Consider the following 20704-nt stretch of genomic DNA (forward strand, 5'->3'; position numbering starts at 1 on the left):
CGCGGCGGCGCGGCCAGCGCGGACGTGCCCGCCCTCACGGGGATCTCAGGCGCGGTCTCAGCGGCGCGTGCCGACGTGCTCGCCCGCGCGCCCGACCAGCACGAGCACGCAGCCCGCGAGCAGGCCCGCCACCACGGCGCGCCCGCCGTCGGTCGGGTCGGCGAGGGCCACCAGCGACGAGAACACCGTGACCGCCCAGGCGAAGGCGGCGAGCCAGCTGGAGATGGGGCGCAGGCCGGCGACGTCCGAGGTGTCCCGGCGGGCGCGGACGGCCCGCCACGCCGCGAGCACGAACGCGAGGACGACGGCGACGACGACCGCGACGGTGCGCCCGGTGCCCGGCGGCACCAGGCCGACGACCAGCAGCGTCGCCGCGGCCACCAGGAGCGCCGCCAGGGTGACCAGCCACCCGGCCCGGCGCACGCGCACGACACCGTCGTCGGCGGCCGTCCCGATCGGCATGCGCGGCAGCGTAGCGGCGGCCGGGGTCGCGGCGCCGGACGTCGCGTGGTCCCGGACGCCGTCCACGCGACGTCGACGCCTCACCGCACGCGGGTCGACCCGGCGCCGCCCGACGCGCGGAGGTCGCCGGCCTCGTCCCCCGTGCCGTCCCCCGTGCCGTCCCCCGTAACGGCCCCGACCTCCGGGCCGGACGCGAACGCGCGCTCGCGCGCGGCGTACTCCCGCGCCTGGCGGGCGTGCTCCCGCAGGCGCTCCGCGGCGTGGGGTCGCAGGCGCGCCGACTCCTCGTAGACCTCGGCGATCGCGTCCTCGGCCACCGCGATCTCCTCGGCGAGGGTCGCGATCCGCCGCCGCAGGTGCTCGGCGTGCTCGTGGGCCGACCGGCGATCGGTGACGATGTGCCTCTCCACGTGGCGCGGGGTCTCGTCCATGCGTCCTCCGTGGATCCCTGGCGAGCGCCGTGCCGAGGGGCACCGTCTCCCGTTTAGCATGACGCAGCCCCCCGGTTGACGCCCCCAGCCGTCGCGCGGCATCGCCGACAGCCGCCGTTCGGCGTCGGGGGCGCTGTCGCGGGAGAGGCAGGCGTGAGGATGCACGAGGACGGGCCCCCGATCGTGATCGGCGTGGGCGCCTCGGCCGGCGGCGTGGAGGCGCTGCTCGCGCTGTCGGAGAGCCTCGACGCCGACCTGCCGGCCGCCGTCCTCGTCGTGCTCCACCAGCCCGCCGAGGCCCCGACCGTGCTGCCGAGGCTCATGGACAACCGCTGCGCGCTCCCGGTCCGGCACGCCGAGCACGGGGACGCGCTGGTGCCCGGCACCGTCCTGCTCGCCCCGCCGGACCACCACCTGCTCGTCGTCGGCGGTCGGCTGGAGGTCACGCGGGGACCGCGGGAGAACGGGCACCGCCCGGCGATCGACCCGCTCTTCCGGTCGCTCGCGGTCGAGGCCGGCCCGGCCGCGGTCGGGTGCGTGCTCTCCGGGCTGCTCGACGACGGGGCCGCCGGGCTGCTGGCGCTGGTGCGCCACGGCGGGACGGCCGTGGTGCAGGAGCCGGACGAGGCCCTCTACTCCTCGATGCCGCGCGCCGCGCTCGCCCAGGTCCCGGGAGCCATCGTGCGGCCGGTGGCCGAGCTCGGGCCGACGTTCGGCGAGCTCGCGGCACGCCCGGTGATCGGGGGCCGGCGACCGAGCCCCGGGCTCGTGCGCGAGGTGGCGGCCAGCAGGGCGGGAGCGATCGTGGACGACCAGGACAGGGTCCCCGGACCCGCGGCGGGCCTCGTGTGCCCGGACTGCTCGGGGCCGTTGTTCGACCTCAGCGAGGGCAACCTGCTGCGCTTCCGGTGCCGGGTCGGCCACGCGTGGTCGGAGCAGAGCCTCTCGAGCGTGCAGGACACCGGCATCGAGCGGGCGCTGTTCACCGCGCTGCAGGCCCTCGAGGACAAGGCCGACCTGCAGCACCGGATCGCCCGGGCCGCCACCGAGCGGGGCTCCGACCGGACCGCCGGCCGCGCGCGCGAGGCGGCCCACCAGGCGCTGCAGTCGGCCGGCCTGGTCCGTGACCTCCTCGCCGACCGCAAGCCCGGGGACAGCGCATGAGCGAGGACGAGGACGTGGACGAGGTCGAGGTCGGGAACGCCGGCCGGGACGGGGACGGGGACACCGGCAACGGCGTGGCAGCGGTCGCGACCGCGGGCCAGGAGGCCGCGTTCGAGTCGCTGCTCGACTTCCTCAAGGAGAGCCGCGGGTTCGACTTCACCGGCTACAAGCGCTCGAGCATCTGGCGGCGGGTGACCCGGCGCATGCAACAGCGCGGCATCCCGGCCTTCAACGACTACCTCGACCTCCTCCAGGTCGACCAGGACGAGTTCACGCACCTGTTCAACACGGTGCTCATCAACGTCACCGGTTTCCTGCGCGACCCCGAGGCGTGGCGCGAGCTGCAGGCGGAGATCGTCCCGCAGCTGCTCGCGACCAAGAGCCGGGGCGAGTCGGTGCGCGTCTGGTCGGCGGGCTGCGCGAGCGGCGAGGAGGCCTACGGCCTCGCGATGGTGTTCGCCGAGGCCCTCGGCCTCGACGAGTTCCGCCAGCGGGTGAAGGTCTACGCCACCGACGTCGACGAGGAGGCGCTCGCGACCGCTCGGCAGGCGACGTACGGCGAGCGTGAGCTCCAGGCCCTGCCGGCCGAGTGGCGCGAGCGCTACTTCGAGCGCACCGCCGGCCGGTACACGTTCCGCAGCGACCTGCGGCGCAGCGTCATCTTCGGCCGCAACGACCTCGTGCAGGACGCACCGATCGGGCGCCTGGACCTGCTCGTGTGCCGCAACACGCTGATGTACCTCAATGCCGAGACCCAGGCGCAGGTCCTGCGGCGCTTCCACTTCGCGCTCAACCCGTCCGGGGTGATGTTCCTCGGCAAGGCCGAGATGCTGCTGTCCCACGGCCGCCTGTTCCTGCCGATCGACCTCAAGCGCCGCTTCTTCCGCAAGGCCGAGGAGGTCAACCAGGCGGATCGGCTGGCGGCCATGGCCGGGCGGGCCGCGCAGGCCGAGAGCCGTCGCGACGTGCACCTCGAGGACGAGACGCTGCTGTTCAGCCCGATCGCGACGATCGTCGTGACCGCCGACGACGTCGTCGCCAAGGCCAACCAGCGCGCGGAGGCCCAGCTCGGGGTGTCCGCCCGCGAGATCGGGCGCCGCTTCCGCGACCTGGAGATCTGCCACCGCATCACCGGCCTGCGCTCGTCGTACGAGGACGTGCGGCGCCACCGCACGTCGATGTGGCAGCACGAGGCGGAGTACACCCGCTCGACCACGGAGACCCTCGTCTTCGACATCCAGATCGTGCCGCTGGAGGCGCAGAGCGACGACGGCGTCTCGGTCGCGCTGTTCTTCACCGACGTCACCCGTTACCGGCGCATGACCGTCGAGCTCCAGTCGGCCCACCGCCAGGTGGAGACCGCCTACGAGGAGCTCCAGTCCACCGTCGAGGAACTGGAGACCACCAACGAGGAGCTCCAGTCCACCGTCGAGGAGCTCGAGACCACCAACGAGGAGCTCCAGTCCACCGTCGAGGAGCTCGAGACCACCAACGAGGAGCTCCAGTCCACCAACGACGAGCTCCAGTCGATGAACGACGAGATGCGTGAGCGCACCGGTCAGCTGGACCGGGCCAACGATTTCCTGGAGTCCGTCCTGGGCAGCCTGCGGACGGCGGTGATCGTGGTGGACTCGGAACTGATCGTGCAGGCCTGGAACGGCCGGGCGGACGACCTGTGGGGCATGCGCAGCGACGAGGCCCTCGGCCAGCACCTGCTCAACCTCGACATCGGACTCGCGACCGACCGCGTCCGACCGCTCGTCCGGGACGTCCTGCAGGGCCACGTCCCCCGGGAGGATCCCTTGCGCATCGACGCCATCAACCGCCGCGGCCGCTCGGTCAGGCTCGCGATCGCCGTGTCGCCGCTGACGGGCCGGGACGCCCGGCCGGGAGGCGCCATCATCCTCATGGACCACGTCGACGGATCGTCGCCGAGCGAGGCCGGGCCGGAGGACCCGGCGACGTCGTGAGCGAGGCCGAGCAGCGCCGGCACCGGAAGGCCGGCCGAGCGGGCACCCCGGACGCGCGGCGCGTCGCCGACATGCTCGACGACATCTCGACCGAGCTCGAGACGACCAGCCTCCAGGACCGCGGCCGGGTGACCGGCGACGGGGCGGAGGCCACCGAGAACCGCATGGTCCGCGAGACCCAGGCCTCGCTGGCCCGGGCGGCGGCGACGGCGTTGCGCGGGGACGTCGACGAGGTCCTGCGCGTCGCACGCGGGCGCCGGGGAGACGCCCAGCGCGCCAAGGAGCAGACCCGTCGGGGCCGCGCGGTCCGGCCGGCCACTGCGGAGGTCCCCGTCGCCGACCTCGAACGCCTGGCACGGCAGGCCCTCGCGGTGAGCGGGGACGTCGTGTGGGCGGAGATCGCGGTGCCCGTGCTCGAGGGCAGCGTGCTCGAGACGGCGGCCGGACGCCTGCCGTCCGCGACGGCGCGGGCCGTGGCGCTCGGGCCACGGGCCGAGGTGCTGCGGTCCGCCTTCCCCGTCACCGTCGACGAGCCGGGCGCCGACATCCGGTGGCCCGACCTGCGCTCCGCGCACGCGGGCGCCTTCCTGGTGCTCCCCCTCGGCCTCTTCGGGACCCTGACCCTCGCCACCGCGGACGCCCTCGACGACGCCGACCGCGCCGTCGCCCGCGAGATCGCCGCCCACGCCGCCGCCCTGCTCACGCGGGACGGGGTCGCCGTCGCGACCCGCACGGCGGCCCGCGCGCGCTCGCTGGTGGTCACAGCGAGCACCCTGCTCGCCCGGCAGCACGAGCTCGACCCGTCGGAGGGCCTCGACGCCCTGCTGGAGCGGGCGGTGTCGGCCGGGACGACGGTCCTCGACAGCGCCCGCCGCGTCGTCGACGAGCTCGGCCCGCCCACCGACGACGGGACGCCGCGGGCGCCCGAGCCCGCGACGCTGCGCCGGGCCGTCGCCTACCTCGAGGAGCACGCGGCCGGGGAGGTCGACGTCGCGGACGTCGCCGCCGCCGCGGGCCTCGGGGTGCGCGGCCTGCAGATGACCTTCCGCCGGTGGCGCAGCACCACCCCGCTCGGTCACCTGCGCGACATCCGCCTCACGCGCGCCCACGAGGAGCTCCAGGCCTCGGACCCGCGCGAGACGACGGTCGCGGACGTCGCCCACCGCTGGCACTTCACCCACCCCGGGCGCTTCTCGGTGACCTACCGCCGGCGCTACGGCTGCTCCCCCAGCGAGACGCTGCGCGCCTGACCCCTGTCCCGGTTCGCACGGCGGCACTACCGTCGAGCCTCGTGAGCCGGGAGGTGGAGGCCGCGCGCCGCCGCTTCCTGCGCTCGGGGCGGGACGCGGTCGGGCCGGGCGTGGTCGCGCCCGCGGTGCTCGCGTCGTGGGAACGCTCCGCGGGCATCGACCTGCAGCGCCTCGCCGCCGCCGTCCCCGACGGCACGGGTGGGGCGCCGCCGGGCGCGGCCCGGGTGCTCGACGAGGTCCACACCCGTCACCCCGACCTCGACGCCACCGTCCTCGTCGTCGGCCGCGACGGCGTGGTGCTGCGGCGTCGCGACGGCGAGGAGTCGCTCGCCGAGATCCTCGACGCCCTCGACCTCGTGCCCGGGCGCCGCCACGGGGAGCGCGACGTCGGCACCACCGCGGCGGCGGTCGCCCGGCACGAGGGCGTCGCGGTGACGGTCGAGGGCCCGGAGCACCTGCACCCCGCGCTCGGGGTGCTCGCCGCGGCCGCGGCGCCGGTCGAGCCGGGCGAGCTCGCCGTCGTCGTCGTGCGCCACGCCGCCGAGGGCGCCGCGCGCGACCTGCCGCTGGCCCGGGCGCTCGCGCGCGAGATCGCCGACGAGGACGCCCGGGCGCGCCGCGGCCGGATCCTCGCGGTGCACGACGCGCTGGCCGCCGAGGCCGCGGGCGGGGCGGTCTGGGTGGTCGCGACCGACGGCGACGACGTCGTCCTCGGGGCGGGCGCGCGCCGGCTCCCGCCCGCCGACCAGCAGGTCCTCGCCGACCTCGCCCTCGCCGGCCTCGCCCTCGAGCGCCCCGGGGCGCCGTACCACGTCGACCTGCCCTCGGGCGGCTGCGCGGAGGTGGCCGTCCGGGAGGTCCGCCACGAGGAGCGCCTGGTGGGCTGCGTCGTCGGCGCCGGGCCCGCGGTCGACGAGCAGGGCCGGCGCGAGGCCGAGGCGCGCCGCCGCCAGGGCTCGCACGTCGCCCCCACCCGCCGCCGCGACTTCGCCGCCGACCTGCGCGGCGCCGGCTCCGAGGAGCGGGCGCACGCGGAGGCCCGGGTACGCGCCAACCGCGACCTGCTCACGCCCTCGCTGCGCGCCCGCCAGGAGCTCGCCGCGAACCTCGCGCGCCGCCGCCACCAGGTGCTCGTCGGCGAGGCCGGCGTCGGCAAGCGCACGATGGCCGTCGAGCAGTTCGGGCGGCTGTACCGCGACGGGGCGGTCACCGTCATCGCGACCGACGCCACGGACGCCTCCGGCGACGGGGTCCGCGCCGCCGCGCCGCTCGCCCGCCTCGTGCACCGGCCGCCGTCCCGCCCGCACCTCGTGGTGCTCCGCGGTCTCCAGGGCGTGACCCCGCTCGTCGCGCGTCGCCTCGACGAGCAGCTGCGCCTGCTGCTCGCCCGCACGGGCGACGTGGTCGTCGTGGCGTGCCTCGACACGGCGTCGGTGGACACCAGCCGCCCCTACGGCCTGCTGCTGCGCCACTTCCACGAGACCGTGCGCATCCCCGCGCTGCGCCACCGCGCCGACGAGCTCGCCGACCTCGCCCTGTCGGTGCTGCGCTCGATCGGCGGCGGGCGCTCGCTGCGGCTGTCGCACCAGGTGGTGCGGGTGCTCGAGGGCTACGCCTGGCCGGGCAACGTCAGCGAGCTCGAGGACGTGCTGCGCTACGTCGTGGCGCGCAAGCCCGTCGGCGTCATCCAGGCCCCCGACCTGCCCGCCCTGTGCTTCACCCGCCGCGCCCCGCGCCTGTCGATGCTCGAGACCGCGCAGGCCGACGCGATCATCCAGGCCCTCTACGAGGCACGCGGCAACCGCTACCAGGCCGCGGCGATGCTCGGGATCGCCCGGTCCTCGCTCTACCGCAAGATCGACGCCTTCGGGATCAGCTACATCGCCTAGGTGCCTCCGGCAGGTGAGCGCACCGGGTGTCCCGGACCCGGGTCACTGATCGTCGGCGGCGGCATCGGGCCGCCGCGGGTGGTCCCAGGATGGGACAGGCGACTGTGGCCCGCGCCACTAGCGTCGGAGCACGGCGGCCCGCGGGGGAGCGGCCGGGCCGCCCGGCAGCGCGAGCGACGAGGAGCGGCGATGAAGGCACTGGTCTACCACGGTCCCGGCAACAAGGCCTGGGAGGACGTCCCCGACGCCACGGTCCAGGAGCCGACCGACGTGGTGGTGAAGGTCGAGACCACGACGATCTGCGGCACCGACCTGCACATCCTGCAGGGCGACGTCGCCGCGGTGACCGACGGGCGCATCCTCGGCCACGAGGCGGTCGGGACGGTGACCGCGGTCGGCGACGCCGTGCGCGGCTTCTCGGTCGGCGACCGCGTACTCGTCCCCGCGATCACCAAGTGCGGGCGCTGCGAGTACTGCCAGCGCGGCATGCCGTCGCACTGCCAGACGGTCGGCGGCATCGGCTGGATCTTCGGACACCTCATCGACGGCACCCAGGCCGAGTACGTCCGCGTCCCCTACGCGGACACCTCGCTCTACGCCGTCCCGCCCGAGGTCACCGACGAGCAGGCGATCTTCCTCGCCGACTCGCTGCCCACCGGCTACGAGGTCGGCGTGCTCGCCGGCAACGTGCGCCCCGGGCACACGGTGGCCGTCGTCGGCGCCGGCGCGGTGGGCCTCTCGGCGGTGCTCACCACCGGCCTGTGGGGCGCGTCGAAGGTCATCGCGATCGACTCGAACAAGTTCCGCCTGGAGAAGGCGCTGGAGTTCGGGGCGACCGACACCGTCGAGGTCGGCCCGGGGACCGTCGGCGACGTCGTCGCGCTCACCGACGGGCTCGGCGTCGACGTGGCGATCGAGGCCGTCGGGTACCCGGAGACCCTGCTGACCGCGGCGTCCCTGGTCCGCCCCGGCGGCACGATCGCCAACGTCGGTGTGCACGGCACGCCCGTCGAGCTGCCGATGCAGGACATGTGGATCAGCAACGTCACGCTGACCATGGGCCTCGTCGACACCGTGTCCATCCCGACCCTGCTCAAGATGGTCGCGTCCGGCCGCATCCCGGCCGAGAAGATGGGGACCCACCGCTTCACGTTCGACCGGATCGACGAGGCCTACTCGGTCTTCGCCGACGCGGCCGCGAACCTCGCGCTCAAGGTCGTCATCACGCCCTGACCCGCGCCGTGGACGCTCGTCGGGCGCCGGTCCCCAGCCCCGGGCCGGCCCCCGACGTGGTCTGGTGGTGCTCCCCCGTGGCAGCGAACGCGCTGTTCGCGGCTTCTACGCGTCCGAACGCCGCGGTGATCACGCGTCAGAGCAGGACGACGAGCGTCGCGAGCCCGACGGCGAGCAGGAGCAGGAGCCGCCCGACCCACGACACGACGGCCGCCTGCGACGCCAGCCGCGTGGCGACGACCTCCGGGTGGTCCTCGGGCTCGGTCACCGACCGCGGGCCGGACGTGGGCGCCGGCACGGGCGACGGCGCGGGCGACGGCGCGGGCGACGGCACGGTCGGACGCGCCGCCGGCGTGCGCGGCGCCGGGACGGCGACCGGCCCGTCGACGATCGTGCGTGCCTCGATGATCATGTGCTCTCCCCGCGGAGTCTCGGTGCTCGCGGGGGACGTCGGCCCAGCTCAGGAGCTCGTTAGCGGATCTCCACGCGGTTCATCCCATGGGGTGGCTCGCGTTTCGGACCCCGTCCGACCGTCACCCGCGGTGGCGCCTCAGGGACCCGGCACCCGGGCCGGCGCGGTCCAGTCGAGGATCTTCTCCGGCAGCGGGGCGACCGGCGGCCTCGACAGGTCGAGACCGAAGACGTCCATGAGGAACTCGCGGAACTCGACGTCGAACGGCTCCTGCGAGGTCGCGATGAGCCCGAGCGTCCGGGCGGGGTCGTCGGCTTCCATGACCATGATCTCCATCGGCCCGCCGGCCGTGTGGTGGACGAACACACCCTGACGGACCACACCCTGCCGGGCCCGCGCCGCGGTGTACTCCTCGCTGCGCGCGCCGCCGAACGAGCTGATCGCCTCACGCCACTTCTCGTACTTCTCCGGCGGGATGGGCTGAGCCATCACGATCATCGGCATCGGGCGCTCCTCGGGTCGCCGCTCGGGTGCGACCGAGTGTGGCGCCGCCGACCCGGGCCGGCGGCGAGCTTCACCCGATGCGAGCAGCGACGACGCCTCGGCACGACGAGCGCGTCCCGGGCCGGTCACGCCACCGGCCGCGTCCGTTGCTCCTCGTGCCAGGCCAGGGTGCGGGCGAGCCCGGCCCGGAGTGCGGTGGTGGCTCGCCAGCCCAGGGCGGCCGCGGCCGGGCCCGGGTCGACGACGTGGGCGAGATCGTGGCGGCGGTCCTCGGTCTCGCCGAAGCCGAGGGGCCCGTGGTGGCCGGCGAGGTCGGCCAGGGTGCGGACCACCTCGGCGATCGAGGACGTGCGGCCGGACCCGACGTCGAGGACGAGGCCGGCGGCGCCGGGCGTGGTCGCGGCGCGCACGAACGCGTCGCAGACGTCGTCGACGTAGACCCAGTCGATCATCCGGGTGCCGCTGCTCAGGGCGGGCGTGGTGCCCTCGAGCAGGCAGGAGCACACGTAGGGCACGAGCTTGCGGGTGTCCGGCTGGTCGGGGCCGTAGACCATCGCGAGGCGCAGCACCGTCACCGGGAGCCCCCACTGCGCGTGGAACAGCCGTGCGTAGCCGGTGGCGGCGCTCTTGGCCGCCGCGTAGGGCGAGACCGGCGGCTCGTCACCCCGCGGCTCCTCGACCGAGCCCGCGAGCACGACCCGGCACCCGGGCACGTCGTGCGCGGCGGTCATCACGGCGACCGCGGCGTGGGTGTTGGCCTCGAGCATCGGCAGCGCGAGGGCGCTCTCCCGGTCGCCCTGGACGAGGCTCGCGAGGTGGAGGACGGCCGCGGGGCGGACCCGCCCCACGACCGCGGCGACGTCCTCGTCGTCGGTCAGGTCGCCGCGGTGCCAGGTCAGGTCGGGCAGGGTCGCGACGTGGGGTCGGGGGTCGCGCGAGAGCGCGTGGACCTCGGCGCCGAGGCGCAGCAGGCGTCGGCACAGGTGGCGGCCGACGAAGCCGGTGGCGCCGGTGACGAGCACGCGCCGGCCCCGGAGCTCGCGGATCGGGTCGTCGTCACCCTGCGGGGTGGGCGCGGGGATGGACAGGGCAGGACGAGAGGCAGGCCGGGGGGCAGGCAGGGACATGGTCGAGTGCGCCTCAAGGAAGCGTGGCCCGCGGTCGGGCCGGTGGACGTGGTCGGTGCGACGGGGCACCGCGACCTGCTGTCCGCACGCGCGGCGCGGGACCACCCGGGCGGGTGGCCGGGTCAGGTGGCGAGCCCGACCGTCAGCGGCGGGCCGCGACGGGGACGGCACCGGGTGAACGCGTGGTCGTCGTGTGGTCGGGGCCGGTCCGGGCGCGCGGGCAGCAGCGCCGGGCCGGTGGAGACCGCCACGGGCAGGCGCGCGACGACGGCCGCCGCCGTGATCACCGTGGTGGCCACGAAGGCCACGATCGGCTCGCTGCCGGCGACGACGGCCACGAGCAGCGCCACCGCGAGCTGGATGGTCAGCCCGGACAGCTCCTCGGGCACGTCGTGGGAGTGCGGCAGCAGGCCCCCGGTCGCCTGGGCCAGCTCCCCGACGCCGTGGGCGACGGGCTGGACCACCACCGCGACGTTGACCAGGAAGAACAACCCGCGCAGGCGGCCGCGCAGCATCCACCGCAGCAGGCCGACGGCGACGGCGACCAGGACCAGGCTCAGGGTGTGGTCCGGGCGCTCGCCCGCGAGCACGTCGAAGGTCCCGGCCACCGCGACCACCGCGAGCGAGGAGGCCACGAGCGCCCACGAGCCCACGCGCGACGGAGGCACCGTCGCTCCTCGCGGTCGCCTGTACCCCATGACAGCGACGGTAGCAGTCCCGATGGAGTGGCACCGTCACGGATAGTGACCGTCGACAGCACCCGGTGGTGGCCACCATCGCTCGACACCCGGGGGTCCGCGGGGACGGGTGGCTAGGCGACGTGCGGTCGGCCCGGTCCGGCACCGCTCGTGGCGCGCTCCCCGCACTGCTCGTCGACCCACCGGGCGACGTCGACGACCTTGATGTTGGAGGCCTGGGACGCCTCGACGAGGCGGGCGAAGGCGGCGTCCTCGTCGAGCCCGAAGCGCTCCATCATCACGCCCTTGGCGCGGCCGATGAGGTCGCGGTTGGCGAGGGCCCGCTGCAGGCAGGCGGCCTGCTCGGCAGCGAGCAGCAGCATGCCGGCGTGCAGGGCGAACACACCGGCGGCCCGGCGGGCCTGCCCGTCGAACGCGTCGGCCCGGGAGCCGTAGAGGTTCAGCGCCGCCCGCGGGGCGCCCTCGACCTCGAGCCGCACCGAGATCATCGACCGGTGGCCCGCGTCGAGGACGTGCTCGCTGAAGGTCGGCCACCGCGCGCCGTCCGATCCGGCGAAGTCCGCGGCGACCACGGTGCCGTCGGGCGGGGGGTCGTCGAGGACCTCCATCGCCGGCCCCTCGTGCAGCTCCCGTTGCAGCGCGTCGAGCTCGCCGATCGGCGCGGTGACACCGTCGAGGGTGGAGGGGTGGGTGTCGGCCGGGGTCAGACCCACGGTCGACGCCTCGGGCACCGCAGCGACCGCGGCGGCCACGATCCGCTCCACGGCCTCGGCGTGGTCGCGCACACCGGACCGGCAGTTGAGCTCGCGGCAGGCGCGGCGCAGGTGCGCGACGAGGGCATCCGCGGTCATCGTGACCGCCTCCGTCCGCTGGGAGCGGCGGACCACGCGGGGTGGTCCCGGCAGAGCCGAGCGACATGCGCTGCGTTCTGCCCCAGGCCGTCTGTCGGCGGTCGAGGACGCACATGAAGGACGATCTGTCGGGGCGACGGCCCCAGTACGCCGTGCGCCCCGCCCTGATGGTCGAGACATCGAACGAACGCCTTGTTCATTCGCCGATGGGAACCGACTGTCCTCGGCCCGTGACGGTCGGGTCAAGGGCCCGCGCGGGCTGTTCATCGCCCCGTGGGCCTCAGCGTGCCCGGCCGCGCTCGTCCCCGAGACCCCCGCGCGCGCCCCCGCCGCCCGCCGAGCGCGTCGAGGCCGGGTGTCCTCGACGGTGGCTGCGCGGCGCCCGGGCGCGGCGGCGCTCGACGGCCTCGCTCGTGAGCCACGCGGCGACGTCGACGAGCTCCGTCTCCGTGTCCCGGGACGAGCGGACCAGCATGCGGAAGGCCTCCTCGCCGTCGACGGCGAAGCGTTCCATGAGCATGCCCGTGGCCTGGCCGATGACGTCGCGGGTGTCGATCGTCCGCTGCAGGTCGGAGGCCTGCCGGCTGCCGTGGAGCAGCAGGGCGGCCTGGAGACCGAAGAGGCCGGCGGTCAGGCGCGCCGCGTCGTCGAAGGTGTGCGGGCGGCCGGCGTAGAGGTTGAGCGCGGCCCGGGTGTCCTCGACGCCGACGAGCTGGGTCGACAGGACCGAGCAGTAGCCGGCCTCGACCGCCGCCGGGGCGAAGTGCGGCCATCGGGACGCGTCGGGTCCGGCGAGGTCCTCGGCGGTGACGACACCGTCGTCCGGGGCGTGCTCCATGGCGTCGATGCACGGACCCTCGTGCAGCTCGCTCTGCAACCGGTCGAGCTTGCTGATCGTCTCGGTCGTGGGGCTGCGGGAACTGGTCCTGCCGTCCTCGGTCATCGAGATGCCGCCGGCGTCGGCGCCGGGCACGGTGGCGACCGCGGTGAGGACGATCCTGGTCAGGGTCGTCTCCAGGTCGCGGATGGAGCACCCGCCCACCAGGTCGTGGGCGGCGGTGCGCAGGGTGACGACGAGCCGGTCAGGGCTGGACACGACGGGCCTCCAACGGCCAGGCGGAGCACACGGGACGGCCGATGACGATCGCCCGCTCCTACCCGGGCGGCCGCCCGCCCAACCGTCGTCGCAGCGCGGCCTCGGTGGCGTCGTCGAGGGCGACGACCTCCCGGGCGGGCACGAGGAGCGGGGCCTCGCCCCTCTGCGGTGGGGGCTCGTGGTCGCCCGCGGCCGCCGGTGCGCCCGTCGGGAACCGGCCCAGCGCGAGCCGCCGCTGGAGCGCCAGGCGTCGCCGCCGGTCCCGCGAGCACTCGCGGACCAGCTCGGCCTCGGCGACGGTGTGGCGCGCCGCCTCGAGCGCGTGGTCGACGTCCGCGAAGTCGGCTCGGTGCACGGCGGGTGGTCCTTCCCTGAGCGTGTCGTCGCGGGGTCACCGGGATGGTGCAGCACCGCGACGCTCCGCGCTGACCGGTCCGCGCGCCACCGCGCGGCTCGCTCGACGAGTCCCCACCCGGACAGGCTCGGCCGGCCTAGGCGAACGAGGCGACGGGATCGCCGACGGCGCCGTCGTCGGGGACCACGCCGAGCCCGGGACCGGTCGGCACCCGGATGCGGCCGCCCTCGACCCGGACCGGGTTCGCCGAGTCGTAGTGCAGGCCCACGTAGGGTTCGGCGAGCCACACGCCCTCGAGCAGGCGGGGGTGCACGGTCGCGGCGACGTGCACGCAGGCCGCCGCGATGAGGTCCCCGCCCCAGGAGTCGTCGCAGGTGTGGGGCAGCGACCGTGCCTCGCAGACGTCGCGGACGGTGGCCATGGTCCCGAGGCCGCCCAGCCGGGTGACCTTGAGGCCGAACCCGTCGCACACCCCGAGCGAGATCGCCCGCAGCACCTCGCCGAGGCCCTCGGCGCTCTCGTCCAGGTAGACCGGGTGGTCCAGCTGGGCGCGGATCGCGGCGATCTCCTCCACGGTGTGGCAGGGCTGTTCGAACACGAACGGGATGTCGGCGCACTCCCGGTCGATCCGCAGGACGTCGCGGGTGAGCAGCGCCCGGTTGGCGTCGACGACGAGCCGTGGGCAGCCGGTCGCCTCCCACACCTTCCGGATCACCTCGATGTCGATCTCGACCGGCCGTCCACCGATCTTCACCTGGAGCCGGGGGTAGCCCTCGGCGATCTTCTGCGCGGCGACGCGGGCGGTCTCGTCGGGGTCGTCGAGCGTCAGCGACCAGTACGAGTCGACCCGATCGGTCGTCGCGCCGCCGAGCATGTCGCACACCCTCAGGCCGTGGGCCTTGCCGAGCAGGTCGTGCACCGCGATGTCGATCGCGGCCTTCGCGTAGTCGTGGCCGTGGAGCAGCCCGTGCAGCGCGCGCCGGACCGCCGCGGGCCCGGTCACCGTCCGGCCGATCAGCCCCGGGGCCATCTGGGTCAGGGCCGCGCGGGCGCCGAGGGCGTGGGCCGGGGCGTGGGTCGGGCCGATGGGGCACGTCTCGCCCCATCCGGAGAGCCCGGTGTCCGACACGACCTGCACGACCGTCGAGTCCAGGGCGGTGGGGGCGCCCTCGGACATCCGGTAGGCGGGGCCGTTCGACGGCAGGTCGACCTGGTAGAGGTGGATCTCGGCGATCCGCACGGTGCTCCTCCCGATCCGCGTGTCGGTGTCGTCGATCGCCGGCGAGGCGTGACGCCGGTCCGGTCACTCGACGCACGCCTGATGGCCCCTGTGCCCCGAGGCGTGGTCCCAGGACCTCGAGAGCGAGGCCGACCAACACACCCTTCCGTGTTCAGGCGCGCAGTGCCGGGCCGAGCAGTAGCCCGCCGTCGATGACGAGCTCGGAACCGGTGACGAAGGCGGCGTCGGGGGAGGCGAGGAACAGGAGTGCGCGGCTGATCTCGTCCGGCTCACCGAGCCGCGGGACGGCGAACGGCTCGGGGTCGAAGACCTCGGCGATGGCCGGCACCCCGTCGGCGAGCGGCTCGGTGATCAACGGTGTGGCCACCACTCCCGGCGTCAGCGACACGACGCGGATGTCGTCGCGTCCCAGCTCCAGCGCGGCGGTCCTGGTCAGTCCGCGCACGGCCCACTTCGCGGCGACGTACGGTCCGAAGGCAGCCGTGCCGACGTGGCCCATCGTCGAGGCGACGGTGACGATCACCCCGCCGCCACCCCGGCGCATCGAGGGTGCGACGGCTCGGATGCCGAGCGCGGTGCCCGTGACGTTCACGGCGGTGACGGTGTCCCACAGCCTGCGGCCGGCGTCCTCGAGCAGCGTCGGCGGGTGCTGCACCCCGGCGTTGGCGACCAGGACCGAGACGGGCCCGAATCGCTGCTCGGCCGCCGCGACCGCGGCCGCCCACTGCTGCTCGTCGGTGACGTCGAGTCGGACCGCGAGCGCCCTCTCCCCGAGCTGCTCGGCCAGCGTGACCCCGGCCGCCTCGTCACGCGCAGCGATCACCACGGCCGCACCCTCGCGGTGGAACGCCTGCACGTGGCTACGCCCCATCCCGCCGGTCGCCCCGGTCACGAGCACCGTCCGTCCCTCGAAGCGTCGCATCGTGCCCTCCTCGATCCACGAGGTGAGTCGGTCCGCTCGCCTCATGTCGAGGCAACCATGCCCAGAGAGGTGAGTCAAGCGGCTCGCCTCTCGGGCCGGCTCCCGGCAGGATGGTCGCCATGCACGGGAACGAGTCGGCGCCGGCAGGATCGTCGGGAGCGGCGCGCTACCACCGTGACCTGGCCCGGAGGAATCGGGAGGCGCTGCTGGGCGCTGCTCGTCGGCTCTTCCTCGATCTCGGTTACGACGGCACCTCGCTGGCGAAGGTGGCTGCCGAGGCCGGGGTCTCGCGGGCCACGCTGTTCAAGCAGTTCCCGACCAAGGCCGAGCTGTTCAGCGCCATGGTGACCACGTCGTGGGCCATCGAGGACGAGCAGGCCCCTCCCGTGCCCGGTGACCCCGTGGCCGCGCTGACGACGCTCGGCACCCGGTACGCGGACCTGTTGACCCGGCCCGGCATGGCCGACCTGTTCCGCATCGTCATCGCCGAGCTCCCGCGCTTCCCCGAGCTCGGGCGCACGCACTTCGACCTGGGCAAGATGCCGTTCTTCGACTCGGTGCGCGACCACCTGCTCGCCGAGCAGCACGCCGGCACCCTGCAGTTCGAGGACGCCGACCTGGTGACCACCCAGTTCCTCGGCATGATCGCCAACTACGTCCTCTGGCCCCGGATGTTGCTGCTCGACTGGGACCCGGACGCGGCGAGCGTGGCGCGTGCGGTCGAGGAGGCCGCCCTGACGGTGCACGCGCGGCACGCGGTGCCGGAGGAATCACGCAGCGCGTCTCCCCGTTGACCTGGAGCCGGCGCGGGGAATCGAACCCCGGACCTTTCGCTTACAAGGCGAGCGCTCTGCCGATTGAGCTACGCCGGCACGCGGGCCATGGTACGGAAGCCGGGCCCGCACGGAGACCCCGCCCACAGGGGCGGGGCCGTAGCCTCGTGCGTCGGTCGGTGGGTGGGCGGGGGCCCCGGCGGGCCGGGTCGGGTGGGACGTGACGCACGCTCCCGCCCGGCAACCACGATCCACTCCCACACGTCTGCGCAGGTGGCTGGATGAGGATTCCCGGCGTGCACCGTCCGCGGCCCGAGCACACCGGAGAGCAAGGAGAGGAAGGTCCGCCCGTGGGGGTGGCCCAGCGAGCACGAGGCTCGCTCCGTCGACAGTTCCCCGTCACACCCGACCTGCGGCGCGCCGTGGACGCGCCGACGGTCCGCGACAACCTCCTGCCGGCCGTCCCCGGCCCGCAGGTCGCCGAGGACGCGCTGGTCCTGCGCGTGCTCGACCTCGCCCTGCGCATCGGCGAGGTCCAGCTCGCGACAGGCGCCGGCGCGGCCGTCGCGCACGACACGATGCTCGCGATCGCGCGCGCCTACGGTCTGCCGACCTGCGACGTCGACATCGCGTTCTCGACGATCACCATGTGCTGTCACCGCGGCAACGAGGCCGGCCCGGTGACGACGATGCGCAACGTCCGCTACCGGACGCAGGACTACACGCGCCTGACCGAGGTCGACGACATCATCACCGCCATCGTCGACCGCGAGGAGCCCACGCCCGTCGAGGAGGCGAGCACCCGCCTCGGCAACGCCGTGCGCGCGAACCACCCGTACCCGCGCTTCGTCGCCGGGATCGCGCGGTCGCTGTTCGCGGGCGCGGTCGCGTTCTTGCTCGGTGGCGGCTTCGTCGTCGCCGCGCTCGCCACCGTCGCCACGGGCGTCATCTGGGCGGTCGCGCGCTGGCTGGGCCGCCGTGGGGTGCCGATGTTCTTCCAGCAGATGGTCGGCGCGGCCATCGTGACGCTCAGCGCGACGTCGCTGGCCTGGACCGGCACGCTCGACGACTCACCGGTGTTCGTCATCGCGGCCGGGATCGTCGTGCTGCTCTCGGGCCTGTCGCTCGTGGGTCTCGTGCAGGACGCCATCACGGGCTTCCCGTTGACGGCCGCGGGGCGCGTCGTCGAGGTCGTCATCGCGTCGGCGGGACTGCTGGTCGGCGTCGTCGTCAGCATCAAGCTCATCGGCACGGTGCTGGGGACCGACGCGGGCGCCTACGCCGCCGTCGTGCCGCCGGGGCCGCTGCCGTCGCTGCACCCGCTCTCGCTGGTCGCGGCCGCGGCGGCCGGGATGTTGTTCGCGCTATCGGCCTACGCGCCGTGGCGGTCGCTGCCGCTCGCGGCCCTGGCCGGGGCGACGGCGTGGGCCGCCTACGCGGTCCTCGGCCTGGTCGGGGCCGGCGAGGTCGTCGCCGCCGCCCTCGCCGCCGCGGCGCTGGGCCTCGTCGCGATGCTGCTGCCCCGCGCACTGGGTACACCCCCGCTGGTGCTGGTGATTGCCGGGATCACGCCGCTCCTCCCAGGTCTGACGATGTACCGCGGGTTCTCGCAGCTCGCGTACGGCAGCGTCGCCCAGGGGGCGGTGACGATCCTGCTGGCCCTGACCTTCGGTCTCGCCCTCGCGGCCGGGGTCTCGGTCGGGGAGCAGATCGGCTGGCCCCTGCAGCGGCTGGTCCGCCGTCTGCTGTTCGGAGTCACCGCGGAGGACAGAGCACGTGACGCACACCGAGGACGCCCCCGGGTCTTCTGACCTGCTGGTGGTGGCCAACCGGTTGCCCTTCGACCTCGACGACGACGGCGAGTGGCGCCGCGCCCCGGGAGGCCTGGTCACCGCACTCGAACCCACGCTGCGCTCCCGTGGCGGCGCGTGGGTGGGGTGGCCGGGCAAGCCCGACGCGGCGCCGGCGCCGTTCGACGACGAGGGCATGGCCATCCGCCCGGTGTCGATCAGCGCCGACGAGGTCGCCGCCTACTACGAGGGCTTCGCCAACGCGACGCTCTGGCCGCTCTACCACGACGTCGTGGCCCGGCCACGCTTCGAGCGCTCGTGGTGGGAGGCCTACCGGACGGTCAACGAGCGCTTCGCGGAGGCCGCCGCCGACGCCGCCGCGGAGGGGGCGACGGTGTGGGTGCAGGACTACCAGCTCCAGCTCGTCCCGCGGATGCTGCGCGAGCGGCGCCCGGATCTGCGGATCGGCTTCTTCCTGCACATCCCCTTCCCGCCCGCCGAGCTGTTCGCCCAGCTGCCGTGGCGGCGCCCGGTGGTCGAGGGCCTGCTGGGGGCCGACGTCGTCGGGTTCCAGACGGTCGGGGGCGCCGAGAACTTCCGCCGCGTCGCCGCCCTCCTCACCGACGCGACGGCCGACGACGCCCCGATCACCGTCGACGGCTCGGCGGGGCACGTCACCGCGCCGGACGGGCGCACGATCACCATCGGCGCGCACCCCATCTCCGTCGACGCCGGGCACCTCGACGAGACCGCCCGCGACGAGGCGGTGGCGCAGCGGGCCGAGGCCCTGCGCCACGAGCTGGGCGACCCGCGCACGGTCCTGCTCGGCGTCGACCGCCTCGACTACACCAAGGGCATCGACGTCCGCCTGCAGGCGTTCGCGGAGACGCTCGAGGACGGGCGGCTCGACCCCGCCGAGACGGTGCTCATCCAGGTGGCGACGCCGAGCCGCGAGCGCGTCGAGCACTACGCCGAGATGCGCGACGACATCGAGCTCACCGTCGGGCGCGTCAACGGCGAGTACGGCTCGATCGGGCACCCGGTGATCCACTACGTGCACCAGTCGACCCCGCGCGACGAGCTCGTCGCCTTCTACCGGGCCGCCGACGTCATGCTCGTGACGCCCTACCGCGACGGCATGAACCTCGTCGCCAAGGAGTACGTCGCGTCCCGCCCCGACGGCGACGGCGCGCTGGTGCTCTCGGAGTTCACCGGCGCCGCGGACGATCTGGGCGCGGGCGCGTTCCTCGTCAACCCGCACGACATCGACGCCGTCGGCGACGCGATCGTCACCGCGGCGTCGCTGGACCACGAGGAGGCCCGCCGGCGCATGGGCCTCATGCGCGAGCAGGTGCTGACGCACGACGTCGAGCGCTGGGCCGCCGGGTTCCTCGAGGCGCTGGGCGTCGGGTCCTAACCCTCGCGGGCCGGGCCCGACGTTGCGCGGGCGAGCAGCTCGGTGGGCAGCAGGAGGGTCCGGGAGCGCTGGCGGTCGCCGCGGTCGAGCAACAGCTCGCCCGCGGCGCGGCCCTTGTCCAGGGTCGGCTGGCGGATGGTCGTCAGCTCGGCGCGCTCGGCGGCCGGGACACCGTCGAAGCCGGTGATGCTGAGGTCGCCGGGCACGGAGCGGCCGGCCTGGCGGGCGTGGCGGAGCGCGCCGAGGGCCAGGATGTCCGACGTGCACACCAGCGCGGTGACGTCGTGCTGGGCGAGCAGCTGCTCGGCGGCCGAGGCGCCGGCCGACTCGCTGTGGTCGTAGCGCTCGACCACCGGGACCGTCGACCAGTCCACGCCGGCCTCGCCGAAGCCCTCGCGCAGGCCCGCGAGGCGGCGGCGCTGGACCTCGTAGCGGGCGCGCTGCTGGCGCTCGACGCTCGCGAAGCCGTCGTTGCGCTCGGTGGACAGGCGCATGCAGAGCACGCCGATCCGCCGGTGGCCCAGCCCCGCGAGGTGGCGGGCCATGTCGACCATCGCGGCGTGGTCGTCGATGCCGACGCGGTCGACGTCGGGGACGGCCGTCGGCTGGTCGCAGACGACGACGGGGACCGGGCGCTCGAGCACCGCGTGGAAGTTGTCGTCGTCGTCGGGCATCGAGTACACGACGAACCCGTCGACGCCCGCGCGCGCGACCGCGCCCGGGTCGTCGGCCTCCGGGCTCACGGGGACGAGCAGCAGGCCCGAGCCGTTGTCCTCGCAGGCCAGCGCGAGCCCCTCGAGGAACTGGACGGCCACCGGGTCGCGGAACGCGTACGACAGCGCCTCGGTGAGCAGCAGGCCGACCGCGCCGGCCTTGCGGGTGCGCAGCGAGCGGGCGACGGGGTCCGGACCGGGGTAGCCGAGGCGGCGCGCGGTGTCGAGCACGCGGCGGCGCAACGCCGGCGAGAGCTGGTCGGGGCGGTTGTAGGCGTTCGACACCGTCGTGCGCGACACGCCCAGCTCCGCGGCCAGCGAGGCCAGCGTGGCGGTCCGCCGCGAACGGCGCCCCTCGAGTGCCTCGGCCACCACCCGACGGTAGCGACTGTTTCGATCTAGGGCCA

The 20704-nt window shown here is 75.0% G+C and carries 20 protein-coding genes and 1 tRNA gene; 8 read left to right on the plus strand and 13 right to left on the minus strand.

Annotated elements, in window-relative coordinates; all coding sequences use genetic code 11:
* Nucleotides 1-57 precede the first annotated feature (57 nt).
* Together PGB27_RS18545 and PGB27_RS18550 are read right to left on the minus strand one after the other, a co-directional pair.
* Nucleotides 58-462 carry a hypothetical protein gene (locus tag PGB27_RS18545; RefSeq protein ID WP_274201874.1) on the minus strand — a complete coding sequence of 135 codons (405 nt, stop codon included), beginning with the start codon at nucleotides 460-462 and terminating at the stop codon, nucleotides 58-60.
* An 80-nt stretch (nucleotides 463-542) separates the two neighbouring features.
* Nucleotides 543-893, minus strand: a complete 351-nt coding sequence (locus tag PGB27_RS18550) for a hypothetical protein (protein WP_274201875.1) — start codon at nucleotides 891-893, stop codon at nucleotides 543-545.
* A 159-nt stretch (nucleotides 894-1052) separates the two neighbouring features.
* Here PGB27_RS18550 and PGB27_RS18555 point away from each other — a divergent pair, with 159 nt between their 5' ends.
* From PGB27_RS18555 to PGB27_RS18575, 5 genes are all read left to right on the plus strand, one after another.
* Entirely contained in the window at nucleotides 1053-2057 is a 1005-nt protein-coding gene (locus PGB27_RS18555; RefSeq protein WP_274202151.1) for a chemotaxis protein CheB, read from the plus strand.
* Nucleotides 2054-4027, plus strand: coding sequence for a CheR family methyltransferase (locus tag PGB27_RS18560; protein ID WP_274201876.1), 1974 nt, complete (start codon nucleotides 2054-2056; stop codon nucleotides 4025-4027). Before PGB27_RS18555 ends, PGB27_RS18560 begins: the two co-directional genes overlap by 4 nt.
* Entirely contained in the window at nucleotides 4024-5277 is a 1254-nt protein-coding gene (locus PGB27_RS18565) for a helix-turn-helix transcriptional regulator (protein WP_274201877.1), read from the plus strand. The genes PGB27_RS18560 and PGB27_RS18565 overlap by 4 nt, the downstream gene beginning before the upstream one ends.
* Nucleotides 5278-5318: 41 nt before the next feature.
* Nucleotides 5319-7166, plus strand: coding sequence for a helix-turn-helix domain-containing protein (locus tag PGB27_RS18570; RefSeq protein WP_274201878.1), 1848 nt, complete (start codon nucleotides 5319-5321; stop codon nucleotides 7164-7166).
* A 189-nt stretch (nucleotides 7167-7355) separates the two neighbouring features.
* Complete coding sequence (locus PGB27_RS18575; protein WP_274201879.1) at nucleotides 7356-8399, plus strand: alcohol dehydrogenase catalytic domain-containing protein; 1044 nt, start codon at nucleotides 7356-7358, stop codon at nucleotides 8397-8399.
* A gap of 136 nt (nucleotides 8400-8535) precedes the next feature.
* On the opposite strand, the gene PGB27_RS18580 is transcribed toward PGB27_RS18575, so the two are convergent.
* The 9 genes from PGB27_RS18580 to PGB27_RS18620 all read right to left on the minus strand — a co-directional run bounded on the left by PGB27_RS18580 (nucleotide 8536) and on the right by PGB27_RS18620 (nucleotide 15604).
* Nucleotides 8536-8811 carry a hypothetical protein gene (locus PGB27_RS18580; RefSeq protein ID WP_274201880.1) on the minus strand — a complete coding sequence of 92 codons (276 nt, stop codon included), beginning with the start codon at nucleotides 8809-8811 and terminating at the stop codon, nucleotides 8536-8538.
* A gap of 138 nt (nucleotides 8812-8949) precedes the next feature.
* Nucleotides 8950-9315, minus strand: coding sequence for a hypothetical protein (locus PGB27_RS18585; protein ID WP_274201881.1), 366 nt, complete (start codon nucleotides 9313-9315; stop codon nucleotides 8950-8952).
* A gap of 125 nt (nucleotides 9316-9440) precedes the next feature.
* The gene (locus PGB27_RS18590; protein WP_274201882.1) at nucleotides 9441-10442 is read right to left on the minus strand and encodes an NAD-dependent epimerase/dehydratase family protein; all 1002 of its coding nucleotides are present in this window, start codon (nucleotides 10440-10442) and stop codon (nucleotides 9441-9443) included.
* 122 nt (nucleotides 10443-10564) lie between these two features.
* Nucleotides 10565-11110 carry a hypothetical protein gene (locus PGB27_RS18595; protein WP_274201883.1) on the minus strand — a complete coding sequence of 182 codons (546 nt, stop codon included), beginning with the start codon at nucleotides 11108-11110 and terminating at the stop codon, nucleotides 10565-10567.
* A gap of 143 nt (nucleotides 11111-11253) precedes the next feature.
* Nucleotides 11254-11991: a GAF and ANTAR domain-containing protein gene (locus PGB27_RS18600; protein ID WP_274201884.1), complete on the minus strand. Its 738-nt coding sequence runs from the start codon at nucleotides 11989-11991 to the stop codon at nucleotides 11254-11256.
* A gap of 280 nt (nucleotides 11992-12271) precedes the next feature.
* The gene (locus PGB27_RS18605) at nucleotides 12272-13087 is read right to left on the minus strand and encodes a GAF and ANTAR domain-containing protein (protein WP_274201885.1); all 816 of its coding nucleotides are present in this window, start codon (nucleotides 13085-13087) and stop codon (nucleotides 12272-12274) included.
* Between the two features lie 58 nt (nucleotides 13088-13145).
* A complete protein-coding gene (locus tag PGB27_RS18610) occupies nucleotides 13146-13442 on the minus strand; it encodes a hypothetical protein (RefSeq protein WP_274201886.1) in 297 nt (98 codons plus the stop codon).
* A gap of 136 nt (nucleotides 13443-13578) precedes the next feature.
* Nucleotides 13579-14682 carry a mandelate racemase/muconate lactonizing enzyme family protein gene (locus PGB27_RS18615; RefSeq protein WP_274201887.1) on the minus strand — a complete coding sequence of 368 codons (1104 nt, stop codon included), beginning with the start codon at nucleotides 14680-14682 and terminating at the stop codon, nucleotides 13579-13581.
* 151 nt (nucleotides 14683-14833) lie between these two features.
* Nucleotides 14834-15604 carry an SDR family NAD(P)-dependent oxidoreductase gene (locus PGB27_RS18620; protein WP_274201888.1) on the minus strand — a complete coding sequence of 257 codons (771 nt, stop codon included), beginning with the start codon at nucleotides 15602-15604 and terminating at the stop codon, nucleotides 14834-14836.
* Between the two features lie 119 nt (nucleotides 15605-15723).
* Here PGB27_RS18620 and PGB27_RS18625 point away from each other — a divergent pair, with 119 nt between their 5' ends.
* Nucleotides 15724-16398 (plus strand): TetR/AcrR family transcriptional regulator, encoded by a 675-nt coding sequence (locus tag PGB27_RS18625; protein WP_274201889.1) that lies wholly within the window; start codon nucleotides 15724-15726, stop codon nucleotides 16396-16398.
* A gap of 2 nt (nucleotides 16399-16400) precedes the next feature.
* Here PGB27_RS18625 and PGB27_RS18630 read toward each other — a convergent pair.
* Nucleotides 16401-16476: transfer RNA gene (locus PGB27_RS18630), tRNA-Thr, on the minus strand.
* A 323-nt stretch (nucleotides 16477-16799) separates the two neighbouring features.
* Between PGB27_RS18630 and PGB27_RS18635 the strand changes: the two genes are divergently transcribed.
* Together PGB27_RS18635 and PGB27_RS18640 are read left to right on the plus strand one after the other, a co-directional pair.
* Nucleotides 16800-18188 (plus strand): threonine/serine exporter family protein, encoded by a 1389-nt coding sequence (locus tag PGB27_RS18635; RefSeq protein ID WP_274201890.1) that lies wholly within the window; start codon nucleotides 16800-16802, stop codon nucleotides 18186-18188.
* Nucleotides 18154-19584 carry an alpha,alpha-trehalose-phosphate synthase (UDP-forming) gene (locus PGB27_RS18640; RefSeq protein ID WP_274201891.1) on the plus strand — a complete coding sequence of 477 codons (1431 nt, stop codon included), beginning with the start codon at nucleotides 18154-18156 and terminating at the stop codon, nucleotides 19582-19584. The genes PGB27_RS18635 and PGB27_RS18640 overlap by 35 nt, the downstream gene beginning before the upstream one ends.
* Here PGB27_RS18640 and PGB27_RS18645 read toward each other — a convergent pair.
* Complete coding sequence (locus tag PGB27_RS18645; RefSeq protein WP_274201892.1) at nucleotides 19581-20669, minus strand: LacI family DNA-binding transcriptional regulator; 1089 nt, start codon at nucleotides 20667-20669, stop codon at nucleotides 19581-19583. The two genes, PGB27_RS18640 and PGB27_RS18645, sit on opposite strands and share 4 nt — an antisense overlap.
* Nucleotides 20670-20704 lie beyond the last annotated feature (35 nt).

It is taken from the genome of Actinomycetospora lemnae (genome assembly GCF_028737315.1).
GTDB lineage: Bacteria > Actinomycetota > Actinomycetes > Mycobacteriales > Pseudonocardiaceae > Actinomycetospora > Actinomycetospora lemnae.

Coding starts and splice junctions, on each gene's coding strand:
- PGB27_RS18545 (WP_274201874.1), bottom strand. CDS start 462: ATGCCGATCGGGACGGCCGCCGACGACGGTGTCGTGCGCGTGCGCCGG.
- PGB27_RS18550 (WP_274201875.1), bottom strand. CDS start 893: ATGGACGAGACCCCGCGCCACGTGGAGAGGCACATCGTCACCGATCGC.
- PGB27_RS18555 (WP_274202151.1), top strand. CDS start 1,053: ATGCACGAGGACGGGCCCCCGATCGTGATCGGCGTGGGCGCCTCGGCC.
- PGB27_RS18560 (WP_274201876.1), top strand. CDS start 2,054: ATGAGCGAGGACGAGGACGTGGACGAGGTCGAGGTCGGGAACGCCGGC.
- PGB27_RS18575 (WP_274201879.1), top strand. CDS start 7,356: ATGAAGGCACTGGTCTACCACGGTCCCGGCAACAAGGCCTGGGAGGAC.
- PGB27_RS18580 (WP_274201880.1), bottom strand. CDS start 8,811: ATGATCATCGAGGCACGCACGATCGTCGACGGGCCGGTCGCCGTCCCG.
- PGB27_RS18585 (WP_274201881.1), bottom strand. CDS start 9,315: ATGCCGATGATCGTGATGGCTCAGCCCATCCCGCCGGAGAAGTACGAG.
- PGB27_RS18590 (WP_274201882.1), bottom strand. CDS start 10,442: ATGTCCCTGCCTGCCCCCCGGCCTGCCTCTCGTCCTGCCCTGTCCATC.
- PGB27_RS18600 (WP_274201884.1), bottom strand. CDS start 11,991: ATGACCGCGGATGCCCTCGTCGCGCACCTGCGCCGCGCCTGCCGCGAG.
- PGB27_RS18620 (WP_274201888.1), bottom strand. CDS start 15,604: ATGCGACGCTTCGAGGGACGGACGGTGCTCGTGACCGGGGCGACCGGC.
- PGB27_RS18625 (WP_274201889.1), top strand. CDS start 15,724: ATGCACGGGAACGAGTCGGCGCCGGCAGGATCGTCGGGAGCGGCGCGC.